Raw genomic sequence first — 12,171 nt, forward strand, 5'->3', positions numbered from 1 at the left:
CGAGGAGGGTCAGATTCTGCTCGACGACGTCGAGCAGAATTTCGCCGGACCTGGCGAGGCCATGACTGCCGGAATCGGCATGGTGCATCAGCACTTCATGTTGATTCCGGTGTTCACCGTTGCCGAGAACATCGTGCTCGGTAACGAAACCACCTCGCTCGGTGGACGACTCGACCTCGTGGCAGCGCGGAAGCTGGTGCGGGAGATATCCGCGAGGTTCGGCTTCGACCTCGATCCCGATGCTCTCGTCGACGACCTCCCCGTCGGCGTGCAGCAGCGGGTCGAGATCGTCAAAGCACTCTCTCGTGAGGCGAAGGTGCTCGTGTTCGACGAGCCGACAGCCGTCCTGACGCCGCAGGAAACCGACGATCTGATGCGGATCATGCGGGAACTCGCGGCGTCGGGCACCACGATCGTCTTCATCACCCACAAGCTGCGCGAAGTACGCGAAGTGGCCGACAAGATCACCGTCATCCGGCTCGGCAAGGTCGTCGGCGAAGCGAAGCCGACCGCCAGCAACACCGAGCTCGCCGCACTGATGGTGGGACGCGATGTGCAGCTGAGGGTCTCGAAGGACCCGGCCACGCCCGGGGACGCGGCACTGGTGATCGAGAACCTGTCGGTGTTCGACGCCCAGGGCAACAAGACCGTCGACGACGTCAGCCTCGAAGTCGCGGCGGGAGAGATCCTCGCCATCGCCGGCGTGCAGGGAAACGGTCAGACCGAGTTCGTCGAAGCGCTACTCGGCCTGCAGGACAACGTATCCGGCAAGATCAGTCTCGACGGCAACTCGCTCGTCGGGTCGACGGTGCAGGACGTGCTCGACGCAGGCGTCGGCTTCGTCCCCGAGGACCGCACCGTCGACGGACTGGTGGGTGAATTCTCCATCGCCGAGAACCTGATGCTCGATCGCTCCAACAGCATGCCGTTCGTGCGGCGCGGCGCGGTGCAACGTGAGTATCTGGACACGTTCGCGTCGGAGAAGCTCAGTGAATTCGACGTTCGCGCACCGGGAATCGGCACCGCCGTCGGACGCCTCTCCGGTGGCAACCAGCAGAAGGTGGTGCTTGCGCGAGAACTGAGCCGTGATCTGCGACTGTTCGTCGCAGCGCAGCCGACTCGTGGAATCGATGTCGGATCCATCGAATTCGTGCACAAACGCATCGTCGCCACCCGGGACTCGGGGATCCCGGTCATCGTGGTGTCGAGCGAACTCGATGAGGTCGCCGCACTGGCCGACCGCATCGCCGTCATGTATCGAGGAGCAATCGTGGGAATCGTCCCCGGGGATACATCCCGCGAAACACTCGGCTTGATGATGGGCGGTGAGCGCAGTGAGTGAGGCCGAGCAGCCGTCGAGGTCTCATGTCGTGTTGCGGCAGATCTTCACCGGCAGCGCGATCATCTCGGTTCTCGCGGTACTCCTCGCGCTGATCGTCGGTGCGGTGCTCATCGCCGCCACCAACTCCGGCGTACAGGAATCGGCCGGGTACTTCTTCTCCCGTCCCTCGGACATGCTGACGGCGATCTGGGATTCCGTTGCGGGAGCGTACTCCTCGCTGTTCCAGGGCTCCGTGTACAACTTCCGGCGCCCCGGATTCGAGAACGGCATCCGGCCGCTGATGGAGACGCTGACGTTCGCGACCCCGCTGATCGTTGCGGGACTCGGTGTGGCACTGGCGTTCCGCGTCGGAATGTTCAACATCGGTGGCCGCGGACAGATGCTGATCGCCGCGGCGTGCGCAGGCTGGGTGGGATTCGGAGTGAACCTGCCCGCGGGTATCCACCTGCTGGTGGCCGTCGTCGCCGGAGTCCTGGGCGGTGCAGTGTGGGGCGGTATTGCCGGATTCCTCAAGGCGCGCACCGGCGCTCACGAAGTGATCGTCACCATCATGCTCAACTACATCGCGTTCTACCTCGTCGCGTACCTGCTGCGTACTCCCGGTGCTCTGCAGGCGCCGGGATCGAACAATCCCAAGACCGCGCCCATCGCGTCGACTGCGGTGTTCCCCAAGCTCTTCGGCGACCGCTACAGCCTGCACCTCGGATTCGTGCTGGTGATCATTGTCACGATCGCGGTGTGGTGGCTGCTCGAGCGATCGAGTCTCGGCTTCCGCTTCCGCGCCGTCGGCGAGAATCCGCACGCGTCCCGCGTCGCAGGCATGAACGTCAACCGGATCTACCTGTACGCGATGATCCTGTCGGGCGCACTGGTCGGCTTGGCCGGAGTGGCGCAGGTGCTCGGCACCGTCACCACCGGTTTCAGCGCAGACATCGACGCCGGAATCGGATTCGACGCCATCACCGTCGCACTGCTCGGCCGATCGAAACCCTGGGGAGTGTTCTTCGCGGGAATCCTGTTCGGCGCGTTCAAGGCCGGCGGGTTCGCCATGCAGGCAGCCGAGGGCGTACCCATCGACATCGTGCTCGTCGTGCAGTCGGTGATCGTGTTGTTCATCGCCGCGCCGCCACTGGTCCGAGCGGTGTTCCGATTGCCCAAACCAGGTGAAGAGAAACTCGCGAAAGCCGAGACCGCGAAGGTGGGTGCACTGTGACCACCTCTACCGAGTCCGTCGGTGCCCCCGCCGAGGCGGTACTCGGGCGCAGCTGGAAGGTGCCGTCGATCCTCGGAGTCGTGACACTGCTCGCACTGGTGCTGTTCGTCGTCAAGAAGGGCTCGGGGACAAGCACATTCGCCTTGGCGTCGGAGGACGACTTCTTCGCACTGCCGGCCGTGGGCGTGCCGTCGTTCGGCACCGGTCTCGTCGTGGTGGTGCTGCTGGCCGTCATCACCGCCTACGCGACGTTCCTGGCCGCGCAGCACCGCTCGACGCCATTGTGGCTGCTCGCGGTGTTCGCCGTGCTGTTCGTCTTCGGATTCCTGGCCTGGGCCGCGGACGGTGAGACCATCCCCGTTCCCGGATTGCTCATCGGCGCAGTCGCTCTGAGCACCCCACTGATCTTCGGCGCCATGGGCGGTGTGATCTCCGAACGCGTCGGCGTCATCAACATCGCCATCGAAGGTCAGCTGCTCGCAGGTGCTTTCGTCAGCGCCGTCGTCGCGTCGATCACCGGCTCCACGTACGTCGCGCTGCTCGCTGCGCTGGTTGCCGGCGCGTTGACCGCGTCCCTGTTGGCTGTGTTCTCGATCCGCTACTTCGTCAACCAGGTCATCGTGGGTGTGGTGCTCAACGTGCTGGTCGTCGGACTGACCAGCTTCCTGTACTCGGTGGTGCTCACCAAGAACACCGAGACACTCAACTCACCACCGCGTTTCGGGCGAATCGACATTCCGGTGCTCTCGCAGATTCCGATTCTCGGCCCGGTGCTGTTCCGTCAGACACTGATCGTGTACCTGATGTACATCGCCGTCGCGCTCGTGTTCTTCGGGCTGTTCCACACCAAATGGGGTCTGCGACTGCGTGCCGTGGGTGAGCATCCGCAAGCTGCCGACACCGTGGGAATCAATGTAGCCCGCACCCGATTCTGGAACGTCTGCCTCGCCGGTGCCATCGCCGGACTCGGTGGCGCGTACTTCACGCTCGGCTCCGTCGGAGCGTTCGGCAAGGAGATGACGGCGGGTGCCGGCTACATCGCTCTCGCCGCCGTGATCTTCGGCCGCTGGGATCCGGTACGTGCGACGCTGGCCGCACTGCTCTTCGGGTTCGCGTCGAATCTGCAGAACGTACTGGGCATCATCGGCTCGCCGGTACCCAGCGAGTTCATGCTGATGCTGCCGTACGTGGTGACCATTTTCGCCGTCGCGGGCCTGGTGGGCCACGTCCGAGGGCCCGCCGCAGCCGGCAAACCGTATGCGTCCCGAAGTTAGCGTCCGCACTACCTGACTCGGCGGTAGGGTCGCTGTCCGTTGTGACCGCTTTCACTGTAGGGTTCGGTCATTGTTGCCGCAGCCTTTCGAAGGAGAGCCATGAGCTTCCGCAGTCCCTTTCCCGATGTCGAGATTCCCGAACTCAGCGTCTACGACTTCCTGTTCGGATCGATCGCCGAGTCCGACCTCGACAAGCCTGCACTGATCGACGGAACGTCGGGTGCGGTCACCACCTACAAGTCTCTGATCGGTCAGATCGACGCCATCGCAGGCGCTCTGGCCGCACGCGGACTCGAGGTCGGCGACGTCGTCGGACTCCACTCGCCGAACGTGCCCGCGTTCGCGTCGGTGCTGCACGGCATCCTGCGCGCAGGCGGAACCGCAACGACCATCAACGCGCTGTACACGGCAGAGGACATCGCCAAGCAGCTCACCGGCTCGGGCGCGAAGTTCCTGTTCACCGTCTCCCCGCTGTACCCGCAGGCCAAGCCGCCGCGGAGAAGGTCGGCCTCGACGCCGATCACGTCATCGTGCTCGACGGCGCAGAGGGCCACCCCAACCTGCGCGACCTGCTCACCCAGGGCGCAACTGCCCCCGAGGTCTCGTTCGATCCGGCCACACACGTCGCAGTGCTGCCTTACTCCTCCGGTACCACGGGTGTGCCGAAGGGCGTCATCCTCACCCACCGCAACCTCGTCGCGAACGTGGCGCAGATGGAACCGCGCGTCGGAATCGACAGCGACGACGCGATCCTGGCGCTGCTGCCGTTCTTCCACATCTACGGCCTGACGGTGCTGCTCAACATCGCGCTGAAGCTGCGCGCGCATTTGGTGACCATGCCGAAGTTCGACCTCGTCGAATTCCTGCGGATCATTCAGGATCAGAAGCTGACGTACCTGTTCATCGCACCGCCGGTGGCCGTCGCGCTCGCCAAGCACCCGCTGATCGATCAGTACGACCTCTCCAGTGTGCACACCGTCTTCTCGGGGGCGGCACCGCTGGACGAGGAACTGGGCAAGGCCGTCGCGAAGCGTCTGAACACGCGGGTGCGTCAGGGCTACGGCATGAGCGAGCTCAGCCCCGTCAGCCACGCCATCCCGTTCGACCGCGATGACATGCCGCTCAGCTCGGTGGGTCAGCCGCTGGCGAACACCGAGAACAAGCTCGTCGATCCGGGCACGCTCGAGGAGATCGAGCTGCCCGCAGAGGGATTGAGCAAGCCCGGTGAACTGTGGGTCAAGGGACCGAACGTGATGGTCGGGTACCTCAACAACCCCACCGCCACCGCAGAAACCCTCGACTCCGACGGTTACCTGCACACCGGCGACATCGCCGTCGTCGACCCCGAGGGTGTCGTCTACATCGTCGACCGCCTCAAGGAACTGATCAAGTACAAGGGCTACCAGGTGCCCCCGGCCGAGCTAGAGGCATTGCTGCTCACGCACGAGGAGATCGCCGACGCCGCCGTCATCGGTGTGCTCGACGACGAGGGCGAGGAAATCCCCAAGGCATTCGTCGTCCGCCAGCAGGGCGCCACCATCGACGAGGAAGGCATCATCGCATTCGTCGCCGAGCGAGTGTCGCCGCACAAGAAGGTACGACGCGTCGAGTTCATCGACATCGTCCCGAAGTCTGCGGCCGGCAAGATTCTGCGCAAGGACCTGCGCGCCGCGGAGGCCGGAAAGTAAGACTGGCGTTCCACGACAACACCCCGTCCCACACTCGGTGGGGCGGGGTGTTGTGTTTGTGGGCCAACGTATTCGGTGGAACCTCGCACCGTTTTTCCCGACCGCGCGCCGCTGATCTGAGTTGACCGTGGGCGCGCGGTCGGCAATGGGGGTGTGAGGTTGCGTGGAACCGGGTCGGCGTTCGCTGCGTCCAAGGGGTGGGTGGGTTCGACGAAGGGGAGCGGTGTGAGCGTGACGCGGTGGTGGTGGGCGGCGGGTCTGGTCGGCGCGATGGTGTCGGTCGCTGGATGTGGCGGGGCGACAGAGGGTGCGCCGGTTGCAGAGCCGGCAACAAGTTCGGTGGTTGCGACGCCGGTGGCAGACGAGCCATGGGATCCCTGCACCATCGCGGACAGTGCCATCGAGGCAGCGGGATTGGATGTGGACAGCAAGAGCACGAACCTGTTCGGAGACGCGCCGTTGTCCACCGACTGGAAAACGTGCATCTGGACGGACCCTGATCCCGGGTCGTGGTTTTTCCTGGGTGTGTTCTCGGGCTTCCACTCATTGGACGATCTGCGAGGCAACGACCGCTTCGGCCAGTTCTCGAAGGTCGACGAACTGGGCGGCCATGAGTTTCTGCGCGCGGACCGTCCGGCCGGGCGAAGTTGTGGCATGGCGTTCGAAGTGGAACAGGGATTGGTGTACTTCGTTCTCGACACTCGCGCGGCGAGCGAGCCAGAACGAGATCCGTGTGTGGAAATCGAGAACATTGCGCGCACCACGCGCGCATCGCTGCCACCTGTTTCGAACTGAACTGAACTGAAGGCCATGACTATGGGACAAAACCCTGGGGATCTGTTCGACTCGATGCAGTACTGGCGACACCTGTCGGATCAGGCCGAAGCCGGAGTTCTGGAGATACCGGAAGATGTTGCGGCGCAGTGTGACGCCGCATGCGCCACGTACATTGCCCACCTGGAGGGCATGGTGCAACAGACGGAGTTTCTCGTCGATCTCGACGCATTCGGCACGCTTCCTTCGGCTCAGCAGCTGGGTCGCAAGTTCAAGCGACTCGCTGATGGGGAAGAACGGTCGGCGGCTGTTGCGATCAGGCAGCACATCGAGGTCATCGAATTGATGCGGTCGGTGTTTCGTCGCTATTTCGTCGAGACCGAAGAGGTCGATCAGAGTGTGCGAGTTCGGATCGGCGGTATCGGGGCGGGCTTGGGGGAGTGAGTCCGCAACCTCACACCCTTTCTGCACACCTCACACCCCGGATTCGACGTGAATGCGCGCGCTCGGTCGGCAAAAAGGGGTGTGAGGTCCCAGAAATCATCGCGGCGAAGCGTCGAACAATGTCCGAAATGTCGGCAATGTACAACCCGCAACACAATCGAGACAACACCGGCGAATCGGATGACTTAGTCTGCGATCGTGAATCTCTCCGTTGCCCGTCTGGTGCCGATGCGACCGCGCGATCCTAAGGAACCGCATCGCTCGGCGAGCCCGCTCGAGTTGTTCTTCGACCTGGTGTTCGTTGTCGCCGTGGCGAACGCCGCCGTTCAGCTTCACCACGCGCTGACCGAGAACCACGTGGCCGACGGCCTCCTCAGCTACGCCCTCGTGTTCTTTGCTATCTGGTGGGCGTGGATGAACTTCACCTGGTTCGCTACCTCGTTCGACGTCGACGACTGGCTGTATCGGGTCCTGACCGTCGTGCAGATGGCGGGAGTCCTGGTGCTCGCTGCCGGAATCGAACCGGCATTCACCGAGCAGAACTTCACGATCGCGGTGCTCGGATACGTCCTGATGCGGGTGACGATGGTGACTCAATGGCTTCGCGCCGCGCGAAACCCCGAGTACCGGACGACCGCACTGACCTACGCGACGGGAATCGCCGGGGTGCAAGTGCTGTGGGTGCTGTGGCTGCTCGTGTTCGACGGAGTCCCGGCGCTGATCGGGTTCGCCGTACTCGTCGCTGTCGAACTATCGGTTCCCTGGGTCGCCGAGCGCAAAGGCGCAATACCCTGGCATCCGCATCACATCACCGAGCGCTACGGCTTGTTCACGTTGATCCTGCTCGGCGAATCTTTGCTGGCCTCGGCTAACGCCATCATCGAAGAAGCGCTACAGGACGAGACCGCGCTGGCACCGTTGATCTCGATCTCGATCCTCACTCTGGCCGTCACCGCGAGCCTGTGGTGGATCTACTTCTGGCCCCCACATCACCGCGCGATCGGCACGCTCGGCAGCTCGCTGTTCTACGGCTACACCCACTACTTCATCTTCGCGGCCGCAGGCGCGTTCTCGGCCGGCATCGAGGTCGAGATCGACGTGCTCACCGAGCACAGCAAGCTCGGCGACGTCGCCGCGTCGTTCACCGTCACGATCCCGATCGCGGTGTTCGTGCTCGGTGTCTGGCTGATCGCGATTCGCGCCAACGCGGATCGCGTCGTGAACGTCGTGGTGCCCGCCGGTGCGGTTCTGGTGCTGTTCGACCCCGTCATCCCCATCCCGATCACCCTCACCGCAGTCGTCATGATTGTGGTCGTCGCGGTCCTCGTCGCACGCGGGCCAACACAGCCTGAGCATGAGAAACTGACCACATGAGTATCGGAACCTTGATCCTGCTTCGTCACGGCGAGAGCGAATGGAATGCGTCCAACCAGTTCACCGGTTGGGTGGACGTGCGACTGACCGAGAAGGGTGAGGCCGAGGGCAAGCGCGCAGGCCAGCTCCTCGCCGAGGCGGGCATCCTGCCCGACCTGCTGTACACCTCGCTGCTGCGTCGCGCGATCAGCACCGCCAACCTTGCACTCGACGCGGCCGACCGGCACTGGATTCCCGTCGTCCGCGACTGGCGTCTGAACGAACGGCACTACGGTGCGCTGCAGGGACTGAACAAGGCCGAGACCAAGGACAAGTACGGCAACGAGCAGTTCATGCTGTGGCGTCGTAGCTACGACACCCCGCCGCCGCCCATCGAGATCGGCAGCGAGCACAGCCAGGACGCCGACCCGCGCTACGCCGACCTGGACAGCGTTCCGCTGACCGAATGCCTGGCGGATGTCGTCGAGCGCCTGATCCCGTACTTCGAGGAGACGATCGTCGCCGAACTGAAGGCCGGCAAGAACGTCCTCGTCGCCGCGCACGGCAACTCGCTGCGCGCTCTCGTGAAGTACCTCGACGAGATCTCCGACGCAGACATCGCCGAACTCAACATCCCCACCGGCATTCCGCTGAAATACGAGCTCACCGAGTCGGGCGGAAAGCTCACGCCCACCAACCCGGGCGGCACCTACCTCGACCCCGAAGCAGCGGCCGCAGGTGCAGCTGCCGTGGCAAACCAGGGCGGCAAGTAACTCCGCCTCGCACAAACCGACGTTTTGTCGTAACTGCAGGTGAACGATCGAAGAACACTGCCGACGGGGACTATGACGACCAGGGAAATGCCTGCACCCTGCGTATGTGAGCTGTCCATCGAACGTACGATTCCGGTGTGAGTGTCGCATCGGCCGTACTACTGGCTATCGCCACGGCCTTCGTGGGATACCTCGTCGGCGGTGTTCTGATCCCGTACCTCAACACTCGACACTCGGAGCGTCGCCGAGCCACCTCCGGGCTGACGATGTCGCAGGTACTGGACCTGATCGTCCTCGCATCCGAGAGCGGCATCGCCGTCGTCGATCAATTTCACGACGTCGTCCTGTCGAATCCGCGAGCCGAGGAGCTCGGACTGGTGCGTAACCGTCTGATCGACGACCGGGCCTGGGATGCCGCGCTCAAGGTCCTCGCCGACGGCAACCCCGTCGAAGTCGACCTCAGCTCGAAGAACCCGAGAACCGGCCGGGACAAGATCGCCGTCCGCTGCGTTGCGCGGCTGCTGAGCAAGGAAGACAAGCGGTTCGTCGTGCTGTTCGCCGACGACGACTCCGAGCAGGTCCGGATGGAGGCGACGCGTCGGGACTTCGTGGCCAACGTCAGCCACGAACTCAAGACACCCGTCGGCGCGATGAGCCTGCTGGCCGAAGCGCTGCTCGAATCGGCCGACGACCCGGACTCCGTCCGGCACTTCGGCGGCAAGGTCGTCGCCGAATCCAAACGACTCGGCAACATGGTGACCGAACTGATCGCCCTCTCGCGACTGCAGGGCGCCGAGAAGCTCCCCGACCTCGAGGTCGTCGACGTCGACACCGTCGTCAACGAGGCGATGGATCGATCCAAGCTCGCCGCCGAGAACGCCGGGATCTCCGTCACCACCGACCACCCGAGCGGTCTCGAAGTTCTCGGCGATCAAGCGCTGCTGGTGACGGCCCTGGCCAACCTCATCCAGAACGCCATCGCCTACTCCTCGGACGGTGCGCCCGTGTCGGTGAGCCGAGCCCTGCGCGGAGACAATGTGGCGTTCGCCGTCACCGATCGCGGCATCGGCATCGCCAAGGGAGACCAGGAACGCGTCTTCGAGAGATTCTTCCGCGTCGACAAAGCTCGGTCGCGGGCAACCGGTGGCACAGGCCTTGGCCTGGCCATCGCCAAACACGTCGCAGCCAACCACAACGGCAGCATTTCGCTGTGGAGCAAGCTGGGCACCGGATCCACCTTCACCCTCCAGATCCCTGCGTACTTCGAAGAAGAAGACGACGCTTCGGTTACAGAAAGAGAGAATCAGTGACCAACGTTCTGATCGTGGAAGACGAAGAGTCGTTGGCCGATCCACTGGCCTTCCTGCTCCGCAAGGAAGGTTTCGAGGCCACCGTCGTCGGAGACGGACCGTCGGCACTAGCGGAATTCGATCGCGCAGGAGCCGACATCGTGTTGCTCGACCTCATGCTCCCCGGCATGAGCGGAACCGACGTGTGCAAGCAATTGCGTTCGCGCTCAGGCGTTCCCGTGATCATGGTGACCGCACGCGACAGTGAGATCGACAAGGTCGTGGGGCTCGAACTCGGGGCCGACGACTACGTCACCAAGCCGTACTCGGCACGCGAACTCATCGCCCGCATCCGCGCAGTTCTGCGGCGCGGATCCGATGCCGAGGTCGACGGTGGAGTCGACACCGGAGTGCTCGAAGCCGGACCGGTGCGGATGGACGTCGAACGCCACGTGGTGATGGTCGGATCCGAGCAGATCACGTTGCCGCTCAAGGAATTCGACCTGCTCGAATATCTGCTCCGCAACTCCGGTCGAGTGCTGACCCGCGGACAGTTGATCGACCGCGTGTGGGGAGCCGACTACGTGGGCGACACGAAGACACTCGACGTGCACGTCAAGCGACTGCGCTCGAAGATCGAGTCCGACCCGGCCAAGCCGGAACACCTCGTGACCGTGCGTGGACTGGGCTACAAACTCGAGGGGTAGGTGCGCTGCGCGCAGTGGTGCGGATAAGTGCCCTCCAAGGCACGTATTCACACCACTGCCGCAGGCACTACCGACGCTCCGCCTCACGAGTGGCGGGATGCACCGCGATCAGACCCAGACCGCGGCGACGCTTGCACAGGGACGCCAGTTCCTCGTAGGCGGCCTTACCGAGCAACTCGGTCAATTCCGGCTTGTAGGACTCGAACACCTGCTTCGATCCGACGTGCGCATCGGGCGAGCCCGAGCAGTACCAGTCCAGATCGAGACCGCCCTCGCCCCAACCGCGTCGGTCGTACTCGCCGATCGTGGTCTTGAGAATTTCCGAGCCGTCCGGCCGCGTCACCCAGTCCTGGGTGCGCCTGATCGGCAGCTGCCAGCACACGTCGGGCTTGACCTCGAGCGGTTCGATGCCCTTGCGCAGCGCCATCGAATGCAGTGCACACCCGATTCCGCCCTCGAACCCGGGACGGTTCTGGAAGATGCAGGCACCCTTGTAGCGCCGCGTACGCAGTGACTGCTCGTCGTCGAGATCGTCGTATTCGACGTACCCCTTCTTGCCCAGACCCTTGTCCATCAGCTGCCAGTCCTGCGGAGTGAGCAACTTCACCGACTCGTCGAGCTTGCGTTTGTCGTCCTCGTCGGACAGGAACGCGCCGTGGGAGCAGCAACCGTCGTCGGGGCGGCCCTCGACGGTTCCCTGACACGCCGGAGTTCCGAACACGCAGGTCCAGTTGGACAACAACCACGTCAGATCCGCAGCGATGAGGTGCTCCGAATTGTCGGGGTCCGGGAACTCGACCCATTCTCGAGGGAAATCCATCTCGACCTCTGCAGCGAAGGACTGCTGCTCACGACCTGCTGTCACAAAGGACGACGGTAGACCCAGTACCGTGGGCATGTGCGAATAGGGGTGCTAGACGTCGTTGCAGACGCGGCTCGAGGCAACTCGTAGCGTTCGTATCGCGGATCATGGCGGCCGACCGTGCAGAATTGGAAGGTGTCAGCGCCGACAGGTCGCCACAACTGGTGGCCGGGGCTCTGGTAGCGGAGGCGAGCATGCGGGCATCGACAGCGGAGTCACTCGAGATATGCCCGTGGGCGCTGAAGGAAGGTTTGATGTTGAGGAAGCTGGACCCCGAAGTCGACGGCGATCTGGTGGGGCGTTCGAGATGAGCGACACCAACCCGGAGGACACCGGACAGATCTCGGTTGCCGAGCTACTGGCCCGAAACGGTCAGAAGACGAACCTGAGCGCAGGTGGTCGCCGTCGCCGCGGCGTCAAGGGCGGCATCTCCGTCGCCGAGCTGACCGGTG

General features: G+C 63.9%; 11 protein-coding genes and 2 pseudogenes. 12 read left to right on the top strand and 1 reads right to left on the bottom strand.

Translation table 11 applies throughout. The features are described 5' to 3' along the window. The 11 genes and pseudogenes from RHBS_RS16045 to RHBS_RS16090 form a co-directional block, all read left to right on the top strand. Positions 1–1,342: ABC transporter ATP-binding protein (locus tag RHBS_RS16045; protein WP_145977528.1), on the top strand; the 1,342-nt coding region annotated here is incomplete at its 5' end. Then, positions 1,326–2,555, top strand: coding sequence for an ABC transporter permease (locus tag RHBS_RS16050; protein ID WP_237669272.1), 1,230 nt, complete (start codon positions 1,326–1,328; stop codon positions 2,553–2,555). The genes RHBS_RS16045 and RHBS_RS16050, both read left to right, overlap by 17 nt. Next, the gene (locus tag RHBS_RS16055) at positions 2,552–3,829 is read left to right on the top strand and encodes an ABC transporter permease (RefSeq protein ID WP_128646020.1); all 1,278 of its coding nucleotides are present in this window, start codon (positions 2,552–2,554) and stop codon (positions 3,827–3,829) included. The genes RHBS_RS16050 and RHBS_RS16055 overlap by 4 nt, the downstream gene beginning before the upstream one ends. Before the next feature lie 99 nt (positions 3,830–3,928). After that, positions 3,929–5,037 (top strand): annotated as a pseudogene (locus RHBS_RS16060) (AMP-binding protein); the annotation flags it as partial. Positions 5,038–5,082: 45 nt separating this feature from the next. Beyond that, positions 5,083–5,517: a hypothetical protein gene (locus RHBS_RS32305; RefSeq protein WP_374700617.1), complete on the top strand. Its 435-nt coding sequence runs from the start codon at positions 5,083–5,085 to the stop codon at positions 5,515–5,517. 225 nt (positions 5,518–5,742) lie between these two features. Continuing rightward, positions 5,743–6,312, top strand: coding sequence for a DUF3558 domain-containing protein (locus RHBS_RS16065; RefSeq protein ID WP_128646021.1), 570 nt, complete (start codon positions 5,743–5,745; stop codon positions 6,310–6,312). A 15-nt stretch (positions 6,313–6,327) separates the two neighbouring features. Next, the gene (locus RHBS_RS16070; protein ID WP_237669273.1) at positions 6,328–6,735 is read left to right on the top strand and encodes a hypothetical protein; all 408 of its coding nucleotides are present in this window, start codon (positions 6,328–6,330) and stop codon (positions 6,733–6,735) included. Positions 6,736–6,963: 228 nt separating this feature from the next. Further along, positions 6,964–8,109 carry a low temperature requirement protein A gene (locus RHBS_RS16075; protein ID WP_128646025.1) on the top strand — a complete coding sequence of 382 codons (1,146 nt, stop codon included), beginning with the start codon at positions 6,964–6,966 and terminating at the stop codon, positions 8,107–8,109. Then, complete coding sequence (locus RHBS_RS16080) at positions 8,106–8,861, top strand: phosphoglyceromutase (protein ID WP_128646022.1); 756 nt, start codon at positions 8,106–8,108, stop codon at positions 8,859–8,861. The genes RHBS_RS16075 and RHBS_RS16080 overlap by 4 nt, the downstream gene beginning before the upstream one ends. Before the next feature lie 137 nt (positions 8,862–8,998). Beyond that, the gene (locus RHBS_RS16085) at positions 8,999–10,171 is read left to right on the top strand and encodes a cell wall metabolism sensor histidine kinase WalK (RefSeq protein WP_121873474.1); all 1,173 of its coding nucleotides are present in this window, start codon (positions 8,999–9,001) and stop codon (positions 10,169–10,171) included. Continuing rightward, the gene (locus RHBS_RS16090; RefSeq protein WP_032393874.1) at positions 10,168–10,857 is read left to right on the top strand and encodes a response regulator transcription factor; all 690 of its coding nucleotides are present in this window, start codon (positions 10,168–10,170) and stop codon (positions 10,855–10,857) included. The genes RHBS_RS16085 and RHBS_RS16090 overlap by 4 nt, the downstream gene beginning before the upstream one ends. Before the next feature lie 67 nt (positions 10,858–10,924). Here RHBS_RS16090 and RHBS_RS16095 read toward each other — a convergent pair whose 3' ends face one another. Beyond that, positions 10,925–11,677, bottom strand: coding sequence for a hypothetical protein (locus RHBS_RS16095; protein WP_187298516.1), 753 nt, complete (start codon positions 11,675–11,677; stop codon positions 10,925–10,927). A 68-nt stretch (positions 11,678–11,745) separates the two neighbouring features. Here RHBS_RS16095 and RHBS_RS16100 point away from each other — a divergent pair. Beyond that, positions 11,746–12,030: pseudogene (locus RHBS_RS16100) on the top strand (hypothetical protein); the annotation flags it as partial. Positions 12,031–12,171: the final 141 nt, after the last annotated feature.

It is taken from the genome of Rhodococcus sp. BS-15 (genome assembly GCF_000813105.1).
Taxonomy (GTDB): Bacteria; Actinomycetota; Actinomycetes; order Mycobacteriales; family Mycobacteriaceae; genus Rhodococcoides.